The sequence below is a fragment of the Mesorhizobium sp. M7A.F.Ca.MR.176.00.0.0 genome (genome assembly GCF_004023165.1).
Classification (GTDB): domain Bacteria; phylum Pseudomonadota; class Alphaproteobacteria; order Rhizobiales; family Rhizobiaceae; genus Mesorhizobium.
Map to the genome: position 1 here is coordinate 15,800 of NZ_RZTC01000013.1, position 18,644 is coordinate 34,443.

The following is an 18,644-nucleotide window of genomic DNA, read 5'->3' on the forward strand; positions in this document are numbered from 1 at the left end:
CTTGGAATCCGGGAATATGCCGACGGCTTGAATTTCGTTGCGGTGGCGGTCGGCGTCTTTGGCGTCGCCGAGATCCTGCGCAACCTCGAAAACGAGGATGAGCGCTCCGTGATGATCCGCAAGGTCACGGGCCTTATGCCGACCCGCGAGGACTTTCGGCGCATGGCAGCGCCCATCGTGCGCGGAACGATCATCGGTTCGGCGCTCGGCATCCTGCCGGGAGGCGGCGCGATCCTGGCAGCTTTTGCGTCCTACACGGTCGAAAAACGCGTCTCGAAAAACCCGCAGGAGTTCGGCAAGGGCGCCATCGAAGGCGTCGCCGGACCGGAATCGGCCAACAATGCCGGTGCGCAGACCTCCTTCATCCCGATGCTGACGCTCGGCATTCCAGCCAACCCGGTCATGGCGCTGATGATCGGCGCCATGATCATCCAGGGCATCGTGCCCGGCCCCAATGTCGCTACCGAACAGCCGGCGCTGTTCTGGGGTATAATCGCCTCGATGTGGATCGGCAATCTGATGCTGATCGTCCTCAACCTGCCGCTGATCGGGCTTTGGGTGAAGCTGCTGACGATCCCCTATTACGTGCTTTTCCCGATCATCATGGCGTTCTGCTCGATCGGCGTCTACAGCGTCAACAGCAACGTCTACGACCTCTATGCCGTCGCCTTCTTCGGCTTCCTCGGCTATCTCCTGACCAAGCTGCGCTGCGAACCGGCGCCGCTGCTGCTCGGCTTCGTGCTCGGCCCGCTGCTCGAGGAAAACCTGCGCCGCGCCATGATCCTCTCGCGCGGCGACCCGAGCACCTTCGTGACCAGACCGATCAGCGCCGGCCTGCTGCTCATCGCGCTCGCCGTGCTCGTCATCGTCTTCCTGCCGGCGGTCAAGAAAAAGCGCGAAGAGGTGTTTGTGGAGGAGAGTTGAATTACGCCGTCGCTCCGCTTCGGTCCTGAATCTCTTCGACAGGGTCGAGCGGTGCGATCGGCACCAGCGGTGCCGGCACATCGGTCGTCTTGACCTCGGCCTTGCAGATGTCGGCGATGACGCAGGCCGGGCAATCCGGCTTGCGCGCCTTGCAGACGTAGCGGCCATGCAGGATCAGCCAGTGATGTGCATGGCGCATATATTCGTCCGGAATGATCTTCAACAATCCTTGCTCGACCTGTTCCGGCGTCTTGCCGGGCGCCAGCCCGAGCCGGTTGCCGATGCGGAAAATATGCGTGTCGACAGCCATCGTGTGCTGGCCGAAGGCCATGTTGAGCACGACATTGGCAGTCTTGCGCCCGACCCCGGGCAGCTTGACCAATTCATCGCGACTGTCGGGTACCTCGCCGCCATGGTCGCGGATCAGCGCCTGCGACAGAGCAATCACATTCTTCGCCTTGTTGCGCCACAGCCCGATGGTGCGGATATATTCGCCGACCCTTGCCTCCCCCAGCGGCAGCATCTTGTGAGGCGTATCGGCGGCCTTGAACAGCGCCCGCGTCGCCTTGTTGACGCCGGCATCCGTCGCTTGCGCCGACAGCACCACCGCCACCAGCAGCGTGAAGGCGTTGACATGTTCGAGTTCGCCCTTCGGCTCGGGCCTCTGGACGGAAAAGCGCCGGAATATCTCGTGCACTTCGGCCGGGCTGTAGCGCGAGGTGCGCCGCACCGGCCGCGGGCGTGGCTTGGCGTTCGACCCATCGCGCCGTGCGGGCAACAGCTCTTTTTTGGACATGGAAGAATCTTTGGACTTGGGGCTCGCCATTTCCCTCCTATAATATCCCGCCATGAGCGACACAAACGCCTCGTTTCAGGCCGACGAGCCATTCTTTCAGGCGCTACTGACCCCGCACCGGTCGCTGGGCCGGACGGGCTTCTTCATCCTGATGGGCGCGCTGCTGTTCGGCTGGCTGGTGACAGGCGCGTTTTTCCTGTCGCGCGGCGCCTGGCCGGTGTTCGGCTTCTTCGGCCTCGACGTGGTCGCCGTCTACATCGCCTTTCGCATCAACTATCGTGCCGCTCGCGCACGCGAGGAAGTCTCGGTCTCGCGCACCAGCCTCGACATCCGCAAGACCGCCCCCTCGGGGAAATCGGAAGCGCATCGCTTCAATCCGTTCTGGGCGCGGTTTTCGGTGGCCCGTCACGCCGAGATCGGCATCACAGGGATGACGGTGGAAGGCCAAGGGCAGAACGTGCCGATCGGATCGTTCCTGGACCCCGATTCCCGCGAGAGCTTTGCCACCGCCTTTTCGCGGGCGCTGGCGACCGCCAAGGCACGCTGAGCCTGCACGAGCGGTTCCTGGGCTCGAATTCCGTGTCCATCTGGGTATGCGCCGCAGGAAGGCAAGTTTCGGGTGGCGATCGACGCCCCGAGGGGCGATATTCCGGCTCAAGGAGACAGTTCCATGAGCACACACACCGCGGTCCTCAAAAAGGATATCACGCCTGAAGGCAGCGACTACGAGATCGTGCGCCGTGCCATCGAGAAGATCAGTCTCGACTATCGTGACCAGCCTTCCCTTGAAGAGCTGGCCGAGGAGGTCGGCGAGACGCCGACCGGCTTGCAAAAACTCTTCACCCGCTGGGCCGGCCTGTCGCCCAAAGCCTTCCTGCAGGCGGTGACGCTGGACCATGCGCGCAGGTTGCTCGATTCCGGCATGCCGCTGCTCGAGACCTCGTTCGAACTGGGCATGTCCGGCCCGGGCAGGCTGCATGACCTGTTCGTCACGCATGAGGCGATGTCGCCGGGCGACTACAAGACACGCGGCGCCGGGCTCGCCATCCGCTACGGCTTCCATTCCTCGCCGTTCGGCACCGCCCTGATCATGGCCACCGAGCGCGGGCTTGCAGGCCTGGCCTTCAGCGACCCCGGCGAGGAACGCGCCGCCTTCGCCGACATGTCCAGCCGCTGGCCGAACGCCGTCTACGTCGAGGACATGACTGCTACCGGTCCCTATGCCGCCCGTATCTTCGACCCAACGTTGTGGCGCCCCGACCAGCCGCTGCATGTCGTCATGATCGGCACCGACTTCCAGGTTCGCGTCTGGGAGGCGCTGCTCAAGATCCCGATGGGTAAGGCCCGCACCTATTCCTCGATCGCGGCCAGCATCGGCGCACCGTCCGCCAGCCGTGCGGTCGGTGCGGCCAACGGCGCCAATCCGCTCTCTTTCGTGGTGCCTTGTCACCGCGCCATCGGTAAATCAGGCGACCTCACCGGCTATCACTGGGGCCTGACCCGCAAGCGCGCCATTCTGGGCTGGGAAGCCGGGCAGGTATCGTAATATCGATTTTTCTCGAAATTTTGAAGAAAAACATAGGTATATCGGCGTTATTAAGTATAAGCGCAATTTCCACTGTGGTTTCCGCCTTTGCAACCGAGAGCAACCTCCGGTTCCTGTAATTGTTATTTTAAGCCGTTATTTTAGGTAACTCTAAATTAACCACGATAAAGTGATGATGCCCTCATATTAATCCGGACGATCCGGCTTGATAGGAGGTCCCGATGACATTGTTTCGCGCCGCCTGCGGCGCAGCTCTGCTGGTTGCCAGCATCGACGAGGCCGCGTTGGCCGCGACGCAGAATGTCATCTTCAATGGCACGATCGCGCCCACCTGCACGCTTGTCGTTGCCACCAACGGCACGATGACGGCCAGTCCCGATCTCCAGTCCCTCAGTTCCCACAACAGCGGCGGCTCGGCTGGGACCGTGACGCTGACGACGACCGGAGGTGTGTCGCTCAGCGTCGATCCGGTCACCACCATGACGGTGCCATCGGCAGACAGCACGTCGACGACCTGGACGCCGACCTACTCCGCCACCGGCGCGCATGCCATCGTCGAGACCGGCTCGGCAACCAGCATCACCACACCCGGCGCCGATCTCGTCTCGGTTCACCTCGCCGGAATCAAAGGCGGCAGCAATCGCTTCGCCAACGGCAATTATCAGGCAACGGTAACGCTGCGCTGCGAATGACGCGCAGCGAAGGAGGGGTCGTTGAAACATGTTCGAATCCTGGCGACGGCACTGGCCATCGGATTGGCGCCCATTGCCGTCAAGGCACAATCGATGTCGCCGATGCGTGGCGAGATCAACAGCTTCACCGACGTCTTCGCGGTCCGCATCTTCCCTGCCAATCCCTACGACAGGAAGATCCGGGTCGAAATCCACGTCTACGATCAGGATTTTCAGCCGGTAGATGCCAGAATCTCTCCAAATGTCTTCCAGCTGGCTTCCCAGGCTTCCCGTTCTGTCCTTGTGGTCGTGCCCTTTGATGGCGCCGGCGAGCGTAAAGTGCGTATCTGTACCGAAAGCATTCCCTTTCCCAATCAACAAACGCAGATAAGGGCACAGATATGCGGAAAGTTCTTCGGGCGCCGCAAGTCCTGACACTGGCGCTCGCGGCTGCTTGGGCGGGTGCCTCGCCGGCCGGGGCCGAGGACGTCTATAACCTCAACCAGAATGAGAGCGGCTTCAACCTGCCCGGTGTCACCTTGCCTCAGGGCCAGGACGAGGTCCGTGCCGCGGACGGCACCACATGCCGTTCCGCCGTCTCCGGCTCCGGGGCCTATGTCGATCTCGGCGTTATCAGAGGCAACAGCCAGTCCGACAATGATGTCGCCACTTACGGCCGGGTGGTGATCCCGATCGGGCGTACGCCGAAGCGCGTCGATTGCAGCCGCCTCTACGAGCTTGAGGTCGAGCGCCTGCATCTGGAACTGAAACTTCTCAAAATGGGCCTCGGCGCCGACGGCCAGACGGCCAGCGTAGCCGCCACCGCTCCCGCAGCCGCATCACCGGGGTGGGCCAACGAAGGCTGGAGCATCAGGACCGGAAATGGCGATGGCAAGAAAAAGAAGAAGCAGTAGCCGCGCGCTGTTTGCGATGGCTGCACTTGCCGGTTCCTGCCTTCCGGTGCAGGCAGCGATCATCGGCACCTGCACCATCATGGTCGGGGCGTCCGGAACGATGAAGGCCAATCCCGCCATCAACATACTGGGCTCTAAACAGGCAGGCGGATCGAGCGCCAGCGCCACCGTGGTGGCAAGTTCCCTGTTGTGCTCGATACTTAACTTGCTTGACTGCTATTCGGTTTCGGCGCCGGCGCCTGCCGCATTCTCCTCCGCACCGAGCGGCGGCGGTACCAACGTGACCTTCGCTTCAGTCTTCCGCCTCGATGGCTCGGGGGTCGATGTCAACGGAAGTGTGCCGCAGAGGGTTGCCAACGGCACCCACGCGATGCAGGTCGACCTCACCGCCACCAAGTCGAGCGGCATCTTTCCCGCCGGCAACTATCAGGGCACGGTCACCGTGCGCTGCGAATAGGCCACAACGCCTCAAATCGGACTGGACCATGCGCGTGGTCTGGCAAGCCGCGGCCATACAGGTTAGCTTCCACGCAATCGGAACGATCTGCGTCCGCCCGGACGCACGAAGACGCTCCGACATTTTGAATCTGCGTTGCCAGGAGGCCCTGCTTGATTATCGTCATCGGCTCGATCAACCTCGACCTTATCGCCAAGGTCGACCGCTTGCCGAGCCCCGGCGAGACGGTGGGCGGCTCGGCTTTCACCACCGCACCCGGGGGCAAGGGCGCCAACCAGGCACTGGCCGCCGCACGCGCCGGCGCCTCGGTGCGCATGGTCGGCGCCGTCGGCAGGGACAGCTTCGCAGCCGAGGCACTGGCATTGCTGCGCGACGGCAAGGTCGACCTGTCCGGCGTTGCCGAGACTCACGCCTCGACCGGCACGGCACTGATCATGGTCGCCGACGACGGCGAGAACATCATCGCCGTGGTGCCGGGCGCCAACGCTTCCGTGGTACCAGGCGATCTCTCCAAGGCCTTTCTGAAAAAAGGCGACGTCGTGCTGCTGCAAAACGAGATTCCGCTGGCCACCGTCGATGCCGCCCTCGACCAGGCAAGGGCGGCCGGCGCCATCACCGTGCTCAACACGGCGCCTTTCCAGGGGCAGGCAGCCGGCTTTCTCGGCAAGGCGGACTATGTCGTCGCGAACGAAACCGAGTTCGACCTCTATGGCGAAGCGCTGTCGCTGCAAGGCCGCGACCGGGCGGCCCGTATGCGCGACTTTGCCGGAAAGACCGGCCGCACCGTCGTCGTCACGCTCGGCGGCGACGGCGTGATGGCGGCAACGCCGAGCGAATTCCTCACCGTTCCGGCACGCAAGATCACCCCTGTCGACACGGTCGGCGCCGGTGATACGTTCTGCGGCTATTTCGCCGCCAGCCTGTCGTCGGGCCTCACGCTCGAACAGGCGCTGGCGCGCGCTGGCGCGGCCGGTTCGCTGGCCTGCCTGAAGCCTGGCGCCCAACCGGCGATCCCGCTCGCCAAAGACGTCGATCAGGCGCTGCAGGAAACCCATTAAAATGCTGCGTCCTCAAACGAAACATGCCGTGCAGCCGGCAAGCGACATCTGCCGCCTGTCCGCGGTCGAACTCGCCGGCGCGATCCGGGAGAGAGAGCTTTCCGTGCGCGAGGTGGTGGCGGCATTCCTCGATCGCATCGAGGCGGTCAATCCGCTGGTCAACGCCATCGTCTCCTTGCGCGATCGCGCCGATATCCTGCGCGACGCCGATGCGGCCGATGCCAGCCTGTCGCGGGCCGAAGCGGCAGGTCCGCTCTTCGGCATGCCGATCGCCATCAAGGATCTCGCCTCGACGACGGGCCTTCGGACCTCCTTCGGCTCGCCGATCTTCGCCGATTTCGTGCCGCAGGAAGACGATTTCTTCGTCGAGCGCATTCGCAATGCCGGCGCCATCATCATCGGAAAGACCAACGTCCCCGAATTCGGGCTCGGCTCCAACACCTACAACGCCGTGTTCGGGCCGACGCTGAACGCCTTCGATCCGGCCCTGACCGCCGGCGGCTCGAGCGGCGGCGCGGCGGTGGCCCTGGCGCTCGACATGGTGCCCGTCGCCGATGGCAGCGACTTCGGCGGCTCGCTGCGCAACCCGGCCGCCTGGAACAATGTTTTTGGCTTCCGCCCGTCGCAAGGACTTGTTCCCGGCGGACATGATTTAGAGATCTTTCATGCGCAGATGGGCGTCGACGGGCCGATGGGCCGCAACGTCCGTGACATGGCACTGCTGCTCGATGTGCAGGCCGGTTACCACCCGCACGCGCCATTGTCCTACGAGAAACCCGGCTCGTTCCTCGAAGGGCTTGGAATACCGGCAACTGCTGGCCGCATCGCCTGGCTCGGTGACCTCGGCGGTCATCTGCCGGTCGAACCCGGCATCCTCGGACTGTGCGAGGCAGCACTTGGCCGCTTTGCGGATGCATCCTTCCCTAGCGAACCCCTGCTGCCGGATTTCGATTTCGAAGCGCTGTGGCAGGCCTTCGTGACGCTGCGCCAGGCCAGCAGCGGCTGTGCGCTCAAGACCCACTATGACGATCCCGCGAAGCGCCGCCTGCTCAAGCCGGAAGCCATCTGGGAAGTGGAGAACGCCATGCGGCTGACGGCGCCGCAGATCCGCGCCGCCTCCGTGACCCGTACATCCTGGCATCGCACGCTGCTGTCGATCTTCGACCGCTATGATCTCGTCGCGCTGCCGACCGCGCAGGTCTTCCCCTTCGATGTCGATACGCATTGGCCGCGTGAGGTCGCCGGACGCGCAATGGACAGCTATCACCGCTGGATGCAGGTTTCCGCCTTCGCGACCTTGGGCGGCTGCCCGGCGGCCAACGTGCCGGTCGGCTTCGACGATAGAGGGCGGCCGATGGGCATGCAGCTGATCGGCCGGCCACGCGGCGATCTTGCCGTGCTGAAGGCGGCGGCCGCTTATGAGGCGACGCTGCCGTGGCAAGCCGGCGCCTGAGCCGGATCCACTGGCCTGGTCCCCACGCTTCGCGCACCGGCTTGCAACGCTATCGCTGCTATGCATGATTATCATCGGTTGCGCCGCATCGGCGGCATTCCTGGGGAAAAGTCATGTCGCTCGAACTCTACGCCGCCTATGTCCTGGCTTGCATCGTCATCATCCTGGTGCCCGGCCCAACGGTCACGCTGATCATCGCCAACAGCATTCGCCATGGCTCCCGCGCCGGCCTCGCCAATGTCGCCGGCACGCAGGCCGGGCTTGCCGTGATGATCGCCATCGTCGGCATCGGCCTCAACACGCTGATCGCAGGCATGGGCCACTGGTTCGAGTGGGTCAGGCTGATCGGCGCCGCCTATCTGATCTGGATGGGTGTGCAGATGTTCCGTTCCAAGGGCACGTTGAATCCCGATGGAACAGCGAGAAAGCCACGCGGCGGCTTCTTCCTGCAGGGCTTGCTGGTGGCGCTCAGCAATCCCAAGACGCTGATTTTCTTCGGCGCCTTCTTTCCGCAGTTCATTTCGCCGCAAGGCAATTATTCGCTGCAGATCGCCATCATGGGCCTGACCGCGATGATCTTCGCCGCTTTTTCTGATTCGACCTACGCGCTGGCCGCCGGCCGCGCCGGGCGCCTGCTGTCGGCCGGCCGCATCAAACTCCTGTCGAGGATCAGCGGCAGCTTCATGGTCGGCGGCGGTCTGTGGCTGGCGTTTTCTAAGGCGAAGTAACAGCTCGCCGAGAGCCGGGACGAAAAGAGTTGCAGCGCCTTGGAATGGCAACAGATTGAAAGTGTGCTCTCTCACCACCACATGAATATGTGTTGAGGGACTCATGTCTGTCTTTTGGACTTGGAATGGTTTGAAGAGGAACGCGCCTGGCGTGATACTCTTTATCGGTGCTTTGCGATTATGATCATGTCGGCGGCAAATAAATGGGCCAACGACGCCAGCCCGATCCGATCGGTCGACACATTCGAAGCAAACGTCGAAAGTGTCCAGTTGGACCATGGCCGCGGCATATATCTGGTTTCTATCGAGAACGGTTCGTCTGTCCTTATCGATGACGGTCGCCCGCATCTGATCGGCTCGCGCACAAGCATTGAACGCGTCACGCGCGACAATGGCTTCGTTTTCTACCGATTCGTGAATTGAACCATGGCGACAGCATTTTCTCTCAAAAACCGCCTGCTTCTGTTTCAGGCAGAATACCGCGATGCGGTTATTGGTGTCACTTTCTTCTGCACACTGCCTCTGGCGGCGCTGATCCCAATTGCGATGAAACAGGACAATCCGGTTGTGGCAACTCAGCGTGTGATGGGCACCGTCGAGTATGTCAGGTTAATGCCCATCAATCCGAAGATGGCCGCCGGGCGTGGGCTGTATTACACATACGACGTCCGCCTTGATGGCAGCAACGCGGTGACATCCATCGACGATGAAGTGGGGATGCCGCACCTCGTCGGTTCGGTCATCCCCATCGAGCGGCAACATCATAAGCGCGGCGGAGACACCTTTCGGTTTCTCAATCGGTGAAGACGCGTGCTCACAAGTTCAGTTCTGTTCTGACGATCAGTTAAGCCGCCCCAGCCTCTCCAGCAGCAATGCGAAAAATCCGTCATGGTCGATGTCGCGCATCACCATGGCGTTCTTTGGCCGCTTGGTGACGCCCCACCAGTCGATCACTGTCATGCCCATGGTCAGTTCCGAGGCGGTTTCCACGCTGACGTTGCAGTTGCGGCCCTTGAACAGGTCAGGCTTCAACAGATAGGCGATGACGCAGGGGTCGTGCAGCGGGCCGCCGTCGGTGCCGTATTTCTCCTCGTCGAAGCGCTCGAAGAATTCCAGCATCTCGGCGGTGGCGGTGCCGACCTTGGTGCCGAGCGCGCGGAAGGTTTGCGTGCGCTTGGCGGTGGTCAGCGCCTTATGGGTGACGTCGAGGGGCATCATCACGATCGGAATACCGGATTTGAACACGACATCGGCGGCCTGCGGATCGACATAGATGTTGAATTCGGCGGTCGGGGTGACATTGCCGCCCTCGAAGAAGCCGCCGCCCATCAGCACGATCTCCTTGATGCGCGGTGCGATGCGCGGCTCGCGGATCAGCGCCAGCGCAATGTTGGTGAGCGGGCCGAGCGCACAAAGCGTGATCGTGCCGCTTTCTTCGCTCATCAGCGTCTCGACGATGAAATCGACCGCGTACTGGTCCTGCAGTTTCATCGTCGGTTCTGGCAATTGCGGTCCGTTGAGACCGGTCTTGCCATGCACTTCCTCCGCGGTGACCAGTTCGCGCATCAGGGGCCGGATGGCGCCGGCATAGACCTTGATGTCCGGACGGCCAGCCAACTCGCAGATCTTGCGGGCATTCTTTTCGGTAAGCTTCAGCGGCACGTTTCCGGCAACGGCTGATATGCCGACGATCTCCAGTTCGGAGCTGCCGAGCGCCAGCAATATGGCGACGGCATCATCCTGACCGGGATCCGTGTCGATGATGATCTTGCGTGATTGGGGCATTTCAATTCCTTGTTTGGCGAGGTCGTGGGCTTGAACCGATCCGATCGAAACATCCAAATGACGCCGAAGCGGTCGCGAGCTGCCATGTCGAACCGCTCGACCGGGGAAGACAATCCCCGACCTGCGCGCTTCTCCTTGCATCTGCTCGCCGTTTCAAGCGCCATGTCGGTCATTCCTGTGAGTCCACGCCTGGTCTTTTTGGGCGGGTCTGTTGACGGCTTGAACTTGGTCGCGGGGCGGACCATATCAAGGCCATCGGGAAAAATGCCATCTGGGTTTTTCCACTTTATGTCGCTCTTGAGAGGACAGTGTAACATGAGCCGAATGACGCCCTTTTCCAGCCCGCTTCTCCTTGGTTTCGACGCCATGGAAAAGACCCTGGAACGCCTGGCGAAATCCGGCGACAGCTACCCTCCCTACAACATCGAACGCCTCAGCGGCGCCGACGGCAAGACCGAAAGGTTGCGCATTACATTGGCGGTCGCCGGTTTCGCCGAAAGCGATCTCGATGTCACCACGGAGGAAAACCAGTTGGTCGTGCGCGGCCGTCAGACCGACGACACCGAGCGCGAATTTCTTCATCGCGGCATCGCCGCGCGCCAGTTCCAGCGCTGTTTCGTGCTGGCCGACGGCATGCGGGTGATCGCGGCGGAGTTGAAGAACGGTCTTTTGTCGATCGACCTCGATCGGCCGGAGTCCGAACGGCTGGTACGGAAAATAAACATATCGGTGAAAGACTGATCTTTACCACTGCATCGGCCGGAAATCGGCTCCGACTTTCCGAAAGCACGATGCAGCAAATTGAAATGGCTCTCATGCGGGATGGCCTTGAGCGGCGTCCTCGCGCCAAGGAGGCTTTGAAATGACCAGAACTGAAAACATCACCATGACCAATGGCGAATTCGCTCATCTCGGCGAAGGCTCGGTCGCTTATCTCAGAAAGGTCTCGAGCGACGAATTGCTCGGCCGTTTCCCCAATCTCGGCGAAATCGCCCCCGGCATGGAACTGTGGGCCTTGTTTGCCGCCAATGGCCAGCCGATCCTGCTTTCCGATGCGCGTGACCGCGCTCTGGCCGGCGCCATGGAAAACGACCTGACCACCGTCGCCATTCATTGACAGCGATTCCGGCTGAAACGGAAAGGGCCGCCCATGGCGGCCCTTTAGCGATATCATTCTCGAAATTCAGGCCGCGTGCGAAGCCTGGGTGTCCGACAAAAGCGCGTGGATAGCGGCGGCGTCGCGCGTACCCCTGATCTTGGCCACCGTGTCGGCATCGCGCAGGACCCGCGCGATGCGCGACAGTGCCTTGAGGTGGTCGGCGCCCGCCCCTTCCGGCGCCAGCAGCAGAAACACCAGATCGACGGGCTGATCGTCCAGCGATTCGAAATCGACAGGCGTCTCCAGCCGGGCGAAAACACCTGCGATGCGCTTCACGCCGGCCAGCTTGCCGTGCGGAATGGCGATGCCGTTGCCGACGCCGGTCGAACCCAGGCGCTCACGCTGCAGGATGGTGTCGAACACCTCCCGCTCCGGAATGCCGGAAATCGCCGCTGCCCGTTCGGACAGCAGTTGCAGCAGCTGCTTCTTGGAGTTCGCCTTCAACGCCGGCAGTATCGCCGGAACGTTGATAAGATCGCTCAGATCCATGCTAGAAAATCCCTTGTTCGCCTGCCGTCACCAGTCCCCACCCCTCGTGCGGCCGGCTCTTATTGCCGTGCGACCCTTGTCGTCACCGTGCGACCTTTGTCGTCACGCTTGCGCGACCTTGGTCGTCGACGGGTCGATCCAGCCGATATTTCCATCGGGTCGGCGATAGACGATGTTGAGATGGTCGGTTCCCGCATTGCGGAAGACAAAGACCGGGCTGTCCTTGGTGTCGAGCTCTATGACCGCCGATGCCACCGACATGGTCTTCAGCGTCATGGTTGATTCGGCGACGATGGCGGGCGCGAAATTCTCCGGAATGTCCTCGTCGTCATCGGCAAGCGGCGCCATCACCGTGTAGGCGATGTCGGTCGGCAGGCCGTTGGCGGCGCCCGAATTGTGCGATTTCAGCCTGCGCTTGTAGCGCCTCAGGCGGGTTTCCAGACGGTCCGCCGCCGCCTCGAAGGCAAGCGTCGGATCCTGGGCATCGCCGGTGGCCTGCAGCGAAGCGCCGGAATCCAGCCGGATCATGCAGTCCGCCGAATAGCGCGAGCCCGATTTGATGACCGTGACATGTCCGGCAAAGCCGCGATCGAAATATTTGCCGATCGCTTCGCCGACGCGATCATTGATGCGTGTCCGAAACGCATCGCCGATGTCCATGTGTTTTCCCGATATGCGCAGATTCATCTGAAAACTGACCTTCCTTGCTCAGGCTTCAAACTGGCCCGAGTTTATACTCGTGATCCGTGCGCACAAGCTTTGCGGCGTCACTTGCGCCGATTTTAAATCCAAACTTTCCGGTTGATCACAAGCCGCCCTTTGACCGTCCCGAGGCCAACGTCGTGACGGACCATCCGCATGCAGGCTTCTAGCCCTTCTCATGCGGGCGGGCTTCTAGCCACTTCACCGCGGCTTGTCAATGAAGTGCCGGCCTGTGGAAATCGACCCGCCTCAGCGCCCGGCGCTGGCCATCGCCCGTTTCTCGCGTCGGCGCTGCACCGAAGAGGGGATATTCATGCCTTCCCGGTACTTGGCGACCGTACGCCTTGCAATGTCGACGCCATTTTCACGCAACATGTCGACGATTGCGTCGTCGGAAAGCACGTCGACGGGTTTTTCCTCGTCGATCAACTGCCTGATGCGGTCACGCACCGCTTCCGAGGAATGCGCATCGCCGCCGCCCGACGCGGCGATCGAGGCGGTGAAGAAGTAGCGAAGCTCGAACACGCCGCGCGGCGTCAGCATGTACTTGTTGGCTGTGACCCGGCTGACCGTCGATTCGTGCATGCCGATGGCGTCGGCCACCGTGCGCAGATTGAGCGGCTTCAGCTGCCGCACGCCATGGACGAGGAAGGCATCCTGCTGGCGAACGATTTCCGAGGCGACCTTGAGGATGGTCTTTGCCCGCTGGTCGAGGCTGCGCGTCAGCCAGTTTGCATTCTGCAGGCATTCGGCCAGAAAATCCTTTTCCGCCTGGTTCTTGGCCTGCGGTGAGACCTGGGCGAAATAGATATGGTCGACCAAGACCCGCGGCAGCGTTTCGGCATTGAGTTCGACCGTCCAGCTGCCGTCATTGGCCGCGCGCACCTCGACATCGGCGACGATCGCGTCGCTGGCGCCGCCCGAAAACGCCATGCCCGGCCGGGGATCGAGCGCCCGGATCTCCGCCAGCATGTCGAGCAGATCCTCCTCGTCGACACCGCATATCCGTTTCAATGCATGAAAATCACGTCGTGCCAGGAGTTCGAGATTGGCGACCAGCGCCTTCATCGCCGGATCGAGCCGGTTGCGCACCGCAAGTTGCAGCGACAGGCATTCGGCCAGGTCGCGGGCAAACAGGCCAGCCGGCTCGAAGGTCTGACACACCGCCAGCACCTTCGCCACGGCAGCGGCATCCGCACCGAGACGAGCGGCGATCTCGGCCAGGTCGGCACGCAGATAGCCGGTCTCGTCAAGGCCGTCGGCGAGTTCGGCGGCGATCAGCCGTGCAGCCGGGTCAGTGAAGGCTAGTGCCACCTGTTCACCGACATGGTCGCGCAGCGTGATCGCAGCAGTCGCCATATCGCCCGCATCAAACCACTCGGATGAGGAACCCGCGCCATTGCCCGAAGCCGATTTCCATTGTGCCGTCAGGTCGGGACCGAGCCGCTCGCTGGTGCCCGGGTCGTCGGGGAACAGGTTTTCCAGCGACGTGTCGAGCTTGTCCGAGATCGCCTCGGCGCTCCACTGCGTCTCGTTTTCGAACCAGTCGCCTTCGGCGGTGGCTTGCGGCTCCGCCTCGATCTTCTGCGCCTGGTCGCTGGCGGCATCGTCCTGCGGCTCGGCGCGCTCCAGCAGCGGATTGCGCTCGATTTCATCGTCGATGAAATGCTCAAGCTCGACATGGGTGAACTGCAGCAGCCGAATCGACTGCATCAGCTGCGGCGTCATCACCAGCGACTGCGATTGTCGTAGCTGTAGTTTGGCCGCCAACGCCATGGTTCGGTTTCAAACGCCTCGTCTACGCATCCCGACTTCCGGGCAAGAATTTTGCAGCCGGCCATAAAACTGGCCCGGCTTTTGCTTGTCAAGGCAATTGGTAGCAAAACGCGCTTACCGGAGCGTTATCCCGGAGCAAAATCGAGAAAAAAGCGCCGCGCGAACCGTAAAAATCGTGTCAGGAAACAAATTTCACGCTCAGAGCAATTCCAGGAAAAGTGAGAGACGGCTTTCCCGGGAAAAGCGCATGGCGCTTTCCCTTGGGAATTGCGTCAAGACGAAAAGACGGAGTGGATTGGCGTTTTCCGTGAAACGACGAACCGTTCAGAGCGTAAAACCCTCGCCGAGGTAAAGTCGCCGCACATCGGGGTTTGCCACCACCTCGTCGGCCCTTCCATGGGTCAGCACTTGGCCGGCATGGATGATGTAGGCGCGGTCGATGAGGCCGAGCGTTTCGCGCACATTGTGATCGGTGATGAGGACGCCGATGCCGCGCGCCGTCAGGTGGCGCACCAGTTGCTGGATATCGGCGACGGCGATCGGATCGATGCCTGCGAAAGGCTCGTCGAGCAGCATGTAAGCCGGACGCGTCGCCAGCGCTCGCGCGATTTCCAGGCGTCGCCGCTCGCCGCCCGAAAGCGACATGGATGGCGCCTTGCGCAGATGGCTGATGTGGAATTCCTCGAGCAGTTCGTCGAGATTGCGATCGCGCACCTTGCGGTCCTTTTCGACCACTTCCAGCACCGCGCGGATATTCTGCTCGACATTGAGGCCGCGGAAGATCGACGCTTCCTGCGGCAGATAGCCGATGCCGAGGCGTGCGCGACGGTACATCGGCATCGACGTGACATCGAAGCCGTCGATCTCGATCGTGCCTTCATCCACCGGCACGAGGCCGGTAACCATGTAGAAACAGGTCGTCTTGCCGGCGCCGTTGGGGCCGAGCAGCCCAACGGCCTCGCCAGCGCGCACGCCGATGGTGACGCCGCTGACGACCTTGCGGCCCTTGTAGCTCTTGGTCAGCCCCTTGGCGATCAGGGTTCCCTTGAACTTTCCCGCATCGACGGTCACCGTGGCCGGCGCCGAAAGCTTGCCGGCGGCCCGTCCCGGAAGACGCGCCGTCAGCGACGACAGGCTGGCCATCAGGGGTTCGTCGCTCCCGATTTCGGCGGCGGGGTGATCGACATCTGGACGCGTTGCCCAGCGCATGGATCCACCTGAGCCAGCCCGCTTTTCATCTGCACGGTAAGCTTGCAGCCCACCAGAACGTTGTCGTTTTGCGACAGAACGACCTTTTTGCCCGAAAGCACCAGCACCTGGCTCTTCATATCGAAGCTGCCTTGATCGCCTGTCGCGACCTGCGCATCCGACTTGATGTAAACCTTGTCGGAGATCTCCAGGTGATCGATGTTGGCCGAGCCCGTCATCGCCGCACCCGCGGCCTCCGTGCCCTTGGCAGCGGCGTTGGGGTCCTTGACGTAATAGACCGTCATCTTGCCGGCCTTCATCAATGTCGGCCCCTGGACGACGCTGACATTGCCCGTGAAGATGGCGACACTGTCGGCCTGGCGGACTTCCAGCTTGTCGCTCTCGATCTGAATCGGCTTGTCGCCGGACAGTTTGAGGCCTGATTGACTGGTCGTCTGCGCCCATGACGGCACGAGTCCGAGCAGCAGCAACGCTGAAGTTGCAGCCGCGAGCCGCGTCGAACTACTGAGCCGCATTGGTCTCTCCGCTGTTTCCCTGTGCCGCCTTCAAGGCGGAGGAATCGATGTTGACGCGCACTTTGTTCTCGAAAACCAGAACCTTGCCATTGTCCTGGACCGACATCGTATCCGCTGTGATCCGCGACCCGCCACGGCTGACATCGACGGGATCTCCCGTCTTCATAGTGCCTTTGCCCATGTCGAGGAAGACCGATTTGAACTTGGCCTGCATGCCGTCGGTCGTGGTGATCGTCACGTCGCTGGTCAAGTTCATCGTATTGCCGTCGCGATCGTAGGTGCCGTGCGAGGCCTTGACCGCCGCCACATTGTCGGGCGCGATCGGCACCTTGGCGTCGATGCCTTCCAGCTCGATGATACCTTGCGTGCTGACATCCTGAATGGCACGCAGCGCCGTCATCGAATAAGGCTGCTTCTGCTTGGTGAAACCGTTGAGCTTGGGATTGGCCATCACCAGCTTGCCGTTGGAAAAGGCGGTGCCTTCCGCCTGAACCTTCACGGCGACGGGTGCGGCGAGATAGGAATAGACCGGGAAAGCGACCGCTATCAGGGCCGCGGCCACCGGCACGGCAAATTTGAGAACGCGCACGCGGCGCGAATGACGCTGTGCACGGTCGAAAGCGTCGCCGCGCGTCCGGCCGTCCGCCGGGGGAGCCAACACCGCCTCGGCGTTGGTCGGTTCAATCGGTCGCGCTAACATTCACTGCTTTCTTCTAACCCTGCCCACCCTTGAGCACCGCCTATAGGTGGGACGCCGGCGCTTTCAAGCAAGCACAAGCCCACGAAAACTGCAAAAATGTGACAGCCGCCTTTGTACAGACGAAAACGAGGTCCGCACAACTGCGTGTTCTCCATAGCAGAAACAGACACGCGGCGTAAAATTTATCCGCCGTCGGTCTCGTCGCCGACCTGGGGCGATTGCACAAACATGTGAGCAGACCAATACTTGTAGAGCGCCTAGCCGAGGCTGACCGACTGTCGACGGGGATGGCTACCTCACGTCCAGGTGCTGACTTGTCTCGCCATACGCAAAAGAGAACTGCTTCCAGATGGGAGGATCATGGTCTAAAAGCGTCTCTTCCCGCCGACTGAAAGGCTGACCATGGCACTGAGAGCCGACGACCTGATCGACCGCCGCCGTTTGCGGCGCAAGCTGACATTCTGGCGCGTCGTCGCCATAGGCATCGTAGCCCTTGGGGTGATTGCGCTTTCAACCTGGTTCTATGGCGACGATTTCGGCGGCTCGACGGTCGACCATATTGCCAAGGTCAAGATCGAAGGCACGATCACCGAGGACGAGGAACTGATCAAGCGGCTGGAAACCATCCGTCTTTCATCGAAGGTGAAAGGCGTGATCCTGTCGATCGATTCGCCTGGCGGCACCACCGTCGGTGGTGAATCGATCTATGAAGAAGTGCGCAAGCTGGCCGCCGACAAGCCGGTGGTGGCGGAAGTCGGCACGCTCGCCGCATCGGCGGGCTATATGATCGCCAGTGCCGCCGATCACATCGTTGCCCGCAAGACCTCTATCGTCGGCTCGATCGGCGTGCTGATCCAGTATCCCGACGTCAGCGGCCTGATGGACAAACTCGGCGTCAAGCTGGAGGAGGTGAAATCCTCGCCGCTGAAGGCCGCACCCTCTCCCTTCAAGCCGACCAATGACGACGAACGCGCCATGGTCCGCAAGCTCATCCTCGACAGTTATAACTGGTTCGTCGACATCGTCGCCGAACGCCGCAAGATGACCCGCGAACAAGCGCTGGCGCTTGCCGACGGCTCGATATTCACCGGGCGCCAGGGCGTTGCCAACGGGCTGATCGACGCCGTCGGCGGCGAGGCCGTAGCGGTCGACTGGCTGGCCACCAAGGGCGTCGATGCCAAGCTCAAGGTCATCGAGTGGGAGGATACCGAACGGCGCGGCGGCTTCCTGTTCTCAAAAGCGATGGCGCAAACCATCGGCAGTGCGCTCGGCCTGCCCGCCTACAGTGGCGACGTCATCCATGAACTCGGAGCCGACCGCTTGTTTCTTGACGGTCTCGTTTCCGTCTGGCACCCTTGAGATGCCGTTTGGGGCAAGTGAAAAAAGCAAATAAAATCATCCTCATAAATTTGACCGCACTGCTTTCACGGGGACCCGTCTCATGATCAAGTCCGAACTTGTGCAGATTATTGCCACGCGCAATCCGCATCTTTTCCTGCGCGACGTCGAAAACATCGTCGGCGCCATCTTCGATGAAATCACCGACGCCCTTGCCGAAGGCAACCGGGTCGAGTTGCGTGGCTTCGGCGCTTTTTCGGTGAAAAATCGTCCCGCCCGCACCGGCCGCAATCCGCGCACCGGCGAATCCGTCGAGGTCGAGGAGAAATGGGTGCCGTTCTTCAAGACCGGCAAGGAACTGCGTGAAAGGCTGAACGGCGGCAAGTAGGCGCGACGTCAGCGCCTGACGGCCTTTCGGACAGGC

At 61.9% G+C, this 18,644-nt stretch carries 24 protein-coding genes; 16 read left to right on the forward strand and 8 right to left on the reverse strand.

Annotation, left to right across the window (positions count from 1 at the left end):
* Positions 1-924 (forward strand): tripartite tricarboxylate transporter permease (locus tag EOB59_RS36035; RefSeq protein ID WP_245486554.1); only part of this gene is annotated, 924 nt, incomplete at its 5' end.
* Between the two features lies 1 nt (position 925).
* On the opposite strand, the gene nth is transcribed toward EOB59_RS36035, so the two are convergent.
* The gene (nth, locus tag EOB59_RS06825; RefSeq protein WP_127397028.1) at positions 926-1,750 is read right to left on the reverse strand and encodes an endonuclease III; all 825 of its coding nucleotides are present in this window, start codon (positions 1,748-1,750) and stop codon (positions 926-928) included.
* A gap of 22 nt (positions 1,751-1,772) precedes the next feature.
* Here nth and EOB59_RS06830 point away from each other — a divergent pair, with 22 nt between their 5' ends.
* The 11 genes from EOB59_RS06830 to EOB59_RS06880 all read left to right on the forward strand — a co-directional run bounded on the left by EOB59_RS06830 (position 1,773) and on the right by EOB59_RS06880 (position 9,351).
* The gene (locus EOB59_RS06830) at positions 1,773-2,267 is read left to right on the forward strand and encodes a DUF2244 domain-containing protein (RefSeq protein WP_127397029.1); all 495 of its coding nucleotides are present in this window, start codon (positions 1,773-1,775) and stop codon (positions 2,265-2,267) included.
* Positions 2,268-2,390: 123 nt separating this feature from the next.
* Positions 2,391-3,266 (forward strand): bifunctional helix-turn-helix domain-containing protein/methylated-DNA--[protein]-cysteine S-methyltransferase, encoded by an 876-nt coding sequence (locus tag EOB59_RS06835; RefSeq protein ID WP_127809324.1) that lies wholly within the window; start codon positions 2,391-2,393, stop codon positions 3,264-3,266.
* Positions 3,267-3,487: 221 nt separating this feature from the next.
* On the forward strand, positions 3,488-3,958 hold the full coding sequence (locus EOB59_RS06840) for a hypothetical protein (RefSeq protein WP_127809323.1): 471 nt from the start codon (positions 3,488-3,490) through the stop codon (positions 3,956-3,958).
* Between the two features lie 21 nt (positions 3,959-3,979).
* Positions 3,980-4,372 (forward strand): hypothetical protein, encoded by a 393-nt coding sequence (locus EOB59_RS06845; protein WP_127322477.1) that lies wholly within the window; start codon positions 3,980-3,982, stop codon positions 4,370-4,372.
* Positions 4,339-4,851, forward strand: coding sequence for a hypothetical protein (locus EOB59_RS06850; protein ID WP_127809322.1), 513 nt, complete (start codon positions 4,339-4,341; stop codon positions 4,849-4,851). Before EOB59_RS06845 ends, EOB59_RS06850 begins: the two co-directional genes overlap by 34 nt.
* Entirely contained in the window at positions 4,826-5,308 is a 483-nt protein-coding gene (locus EOB59_RS06855; protein WP_164895597.1) for a hypothetical protein, read from the forward strand. The genes EOB59_RS06850 and EOB59_RS06855 overlap by 26 nt, the downstream gene beginning before the upstream one ends.
* Positions 5,309-5,460: 152 nt before the next feature.
* The gene (locus tag EOB59_RS06860; RefSeq protein ID WP_128288019.1) at positions 5,461-6,366 is read left to right on the forward strand and encodes a ribokinase; all 906 of its coding nucleotides are present in this window, start codon (positions 5,461-5,463) and stop codon (positions 6,364-6,366) included.
* Between the two features lies 1 nt (position 6,367).
* Positions 6,368-7,819, forward strand: a complete 1,452-nt coding sequence (locus EOB59_RS06865) for an amidase (protein WP_128288020.1) — start codon at positions 6,368-6,370, stop codon at positions 7,817-7,819.
* Between the two features lie 113 nt (positions 7,820-7,932).
* Positions 7,933-8,547, forward strand: a complete 615-nt coding sequence (locus EOB59_RS06870; protein ID WP_128288021.1) for a LysE family translocator — start codon at positions 7,933-7,935, stop codon at positions 8,545-8,547.
* 120 nt (positions 8,548-8,667) lie between these two features.
* Positions 8,668-8,970 carry a hypothetical protein gene (locus EOB59_RS06875; protein ID WP_245486555.1) on the forward strand — a complete coding sequence of 101 codons (303 nt, stop codon included), beginning with the start codon at positions 8,668-8,670 and terminating at the stop codon, positions 8,968-8,970.
* 3 nt (positions 8,971-8,973) lie between these two features.
* Positions 8,974-9,351, forward strand: coding sequence for a hypothetical protein (locus tag EOB59_RS06880; protein WP_128288022.1), 378 nt, complete (start codon positions 8,974-8,976; stop codon positions 9,349-9,351).
* A gap of 36 nt (positions 9,352-9,387) precedes the next feature.
* Here the strand turns inward: EOB59_RS06880 and EOB59_RS06885 are convergent, their stop codons facing one another.
* A complete protein-coding gene (locus EOB59_RS06885) occupies positions 9,388-10,332 on the reverse strand; it encodes a nucleoside hydrolase (RefSeq protein WP_128288023.1) in 945 nt (314 codons plus the stop codon).
* Positions 10,333-10,647: 315 nt separating this feature from the next.
* On the opposite strand from EOB59_RS06885, the gene EOB59_RS06890 reads away from it, so the two are divergent.
* Both EOB59_RS06890 and EOB59_RS06895 read left to right on the forward strand, forming a co-directional pair.
* Positions 10,648-11,073, forward strand: coding sequence for an Hsp20 family protein (locus EOB59_RS06890; protein WP_023760739.1), 426 nt, complete (start codon positions 10,648-10,650; stop codon positions 11,071-11,073).
* A 121-nt stretch (positions 11,074-11,194) separates the two neighbouring features.
* Positions 11,195-11,449: a DUF1150 family protein gene (locus EOB59_RS06895; protein WP_023760740.1), complete on the forward strand. Its 255-nt coding sequence runs from the start codon at positions 11,195-11,197 to the stop codon at positions 11,447-11,449.
* Positions 11,450-11,515: 66 nt separating this feature from the next.
* Here the strand turns inward: EOB59_RS06895 and ptsN are convergent, their stop codons facing one another.
* The 6 genes from ptsN to lptC form a co-directional block, all read right to left on the reverse strand.
* The gene (gene ptsN, locus EOB59_RS06900; RefSeq protein WP_013529589.1) at positions 11,516-11,980 is read right to left on the reverse strand and encodes a PTS IIA-like nitrogen regulatory protein PtsN; all 465 of its coding nucleotides are present in this window, start codon (positions 11,978-11,980) and stop codon (positions 11,516-11,518) included.
* A gap of 102 nt (positions 11,981-12,082) precedes the next feature.
* Positions 12,083-12,667 carry a ribosome-associated translation inhibitor RaiA gene (gene raiA, locus EOB59_RS06905; protein ID WP_128288024.1) on the reverse strand — a complete coding sequence of 195 codons (585 nt, stop codon included), beginning with the start codon at positions 12,665-12,667 and terminating at the stop codon, positions 12,083-12,085.
* Between the two features lie 264 nt (positions 12,668-12,931).
* Positions 12,932-14,458 carry an RNA polymerase factor sigma-54 gene (gene rpoN / locus EOB59_RS06910; protein WP_128288025.1) on the reverse strand — a complete coding sequence of 509 codons (1,527 nt, stop codon included), beginning with the start codon at positions 14,456-14,458 and terminating at the stop codon, positions 12,932-12,934.
* A 324-nt stretch (positions 14,459-14,782) separates the two neighbouring features.
* Positions 14,783-15,601 carry an LPS export ABC transporter ATP-binding protein gene (gene lptB, locus EOB59_RS06920; RefSeq protein WP_128288026.1) on the reverse strand — a complete coding sequence of 273 codons (819 nt, stop codon included), beginning with the start codon at positions 15,599-15,601 and terminating at the stop codon, positions 14,783-14,785.
* Complete coding sequence (locus EOB59_RS06925) at positions 15,601-16,182, reverse strand: LptA/OstA family protein (RefSeq protein WP_023812537.1); 582 nt, start codon at positions 16,180-16,182, stop codon at positions 15,601-15,603. The genes lptB and EOB59_RS06925 overlap by 1 nt, the downstream gene beginning before the upstream one ends.
* A complete protein-coding gene (lptC, locus tag EOB59_RS06930; protein WP_127809316.1) occupies positions 16,169-16,882 on the reverse strand; it encodes an LPS export ABC transporter periplasmic protein LptC in 714 nt (237 codons plus the stop codon). The genes EOB59_RS06925 and lptC overlap by 14 nt, the downstream gene beginning before the upstream one ends.
* A gap of 402 nt (positions 16,883-17,284) precedes the next feature.
* Here lptC and sppA point away from each other — a divergent pair, with 402 nt between their 5' ends.
* Together sppA and EOB59_RS06940 are read left to right on the forward strand one after the other, a co-directional pair.
* The gene (gene sppA, locus EOB59_RS06935; RefSeq protein ID WP_128288027.1) at positions 17,285-18,241 is read left to right on the forward strand and encodes a signal peptide peptidase SppA; all 957 of its coding nucleotides are present in this window, start codon (positions 17,285-17,287) and stop codon (positions 18,239-18,241) included.
* A gap of 82 nt (positions 18,242-18,323) precedes the next feature.
* Complete coding sequence (locus tag EOB59_RS06940; protein WP_006200394.1) at positions 18,324-18,608, forward strand: integration host factor subunit beta; 285 nt, start codon at positions 18,324-18,326, stop codon at positions 18,606-18,608.
* Positions 18,609-18,644 lie beyond the last annotated feature (36 nt).

What these genes read in the sequence shown, in the direction of transcription:
- raiA (WP_128288024.1), bottom strand. Translation starts at nt 12,667, where the DNA reads ATGAATCTGCGCATATCGGGAAAACACATGGACATCGGCGATGCGTTT.
- sppA (WP_128288027.1), top strand. Translation starts at nt 17,285, where the DNA reads ATGGCACTGAGAGCCGACGACCTGATCGACCGCCGCCGTTTGCGGCGC.
- ptsN (WP_013529589.1), bottom strand. Translation starts at nt 11,980, where the DNA reads ATGGATCTGAGCGATCTTATCAACGTTCCGGCGATACTGCCGGCGTTG.
- EOB59_RS06835 (WP_127809324.1), top strand. Translation starts at nt 2,391, where the DNA reads ATGAGCACACACACCGCGGTCCTCAAAAAGGATATCACGCCTGAAGGC.
- EOB59_RS06850 (WP_127809322.1), top strand. Translation starts at nt 4,339, where the DNA reads ATGCGGAAAGTTCTTCGGGCGCCGCAAGTCCTGACACTGGCGCTCGCG.
- EOB59_RS06885 (WP_128288023.1), bottom strand. Translation starts at nt 10,332, where the DNA reads ATGCCCCAATCACGCAAGATCATCATCGACACGGATCCCGGTCAGGAT.
- EOB59_RS06925 (WP_023812537.1), bottom strand. Translation starts at nt 16,182, where the DNA reads ATGCGGCTCAGTAGTTCGACGCGGCTCGCGGCTGCAACTTCAGCGTTG.
- EOB59_RS06840 (WP_127809323.1), top strand. Translation starts at nt 3,488, where the DNA reads ATGACATTGTTTCGCGCCGCCTGCGGCGCAGCTCTGCTGGTTGCCAGC.
- EOB59_RS06895 (WP_023760740.1), top strand. Translation starts at nt 11,195, where the DNA reads ATGACCAGAACTGAAAACATCACCATGACCAATGGCGAATTCGCTCAT.
- EOB59_RS06870 (WP_128288021.1), top strand. Translation starts at nt 7,933, where the DNA reads ATGTCGCTCGAACTCTACGCCGCCTATGTCCTGGCTTGCATCGTCATC.
- EOB59_RS06865 (WP_128288020.1), top strand. Translation starts at nt 6,368, where the DNA reads ATGCTGCGTCCTCAAACGAAACATGCCGTGCAGCCGGCAAGCGACATC.
- EOB59_RS06880 (WP_128288022.1), top strand. Translation starts at nt 8,974, where the DNA reads ATGGCGACAGCATTTTCTCTCAAAAACCGCCTGCTTCTGTTTCAGGCA.
- EOB59_RS06855 (WP_164895597.1), top strand. Translation starts at nt 4,826, where the DNA reads ATGGCAAGAAAAAGAAGAAGCAGTAGCCGCGCGCTGTTTGCGATGGCT.
- EOB59_RS06890 (WP_023760739.1), top strand. Translation starts at nt 10,648, where the DNA reads ATGAGCCGAATGACGCCCTTTTCCAGCCCGCTTCTCCTTGGTTTCGAC.
- rpoN (WP_128288025.1), bottom strand. Translation starts at nt 14,458, where the DNA reads ATGGCGTTGGCGGCCAAACTACAGCTACGACAATCGCAGTCGCTGGTG.
- EOB59_RS06940 (WP_006200394.1), top strand. Translation starts at nt 18,324, where the DNA reads ATGATCAAGTCCGAACTTGTGCAGATTATTGCCACGCGCAATCCGCAT.
- EOB59_RS06830 (WP_127397029.1), top strand. Translation starts at nt 1,773, where the DNA reads ATGAGCGACACAAACGCCTCGTTTCAGGCCGACGAGCCATTCTTTCAG.
- nth (WP_127397028.1), bottom strand. Translation starts at nt 1,750, where the DNA reads ATGGCGAGCCCCAAGTCCAAAGATTCTTCCATGTCCAAAAAAGAGCTG.
- lptC (WP_127809316.1), bottom strand. Translation starts at nt 16,882, where the DNA reads ATGTTAGCGCGACCGATTGAACCGACCAACGCCGAGGCGGTGTTGGCT.
- lptB (WP_128288026.1), bottom strand. Translation starts at nt 15,601, where the DNA reads ATGGCCAGCCTGTCGTCGCTGACGGCGCGTCTTCCGGGACGGGCCGCC.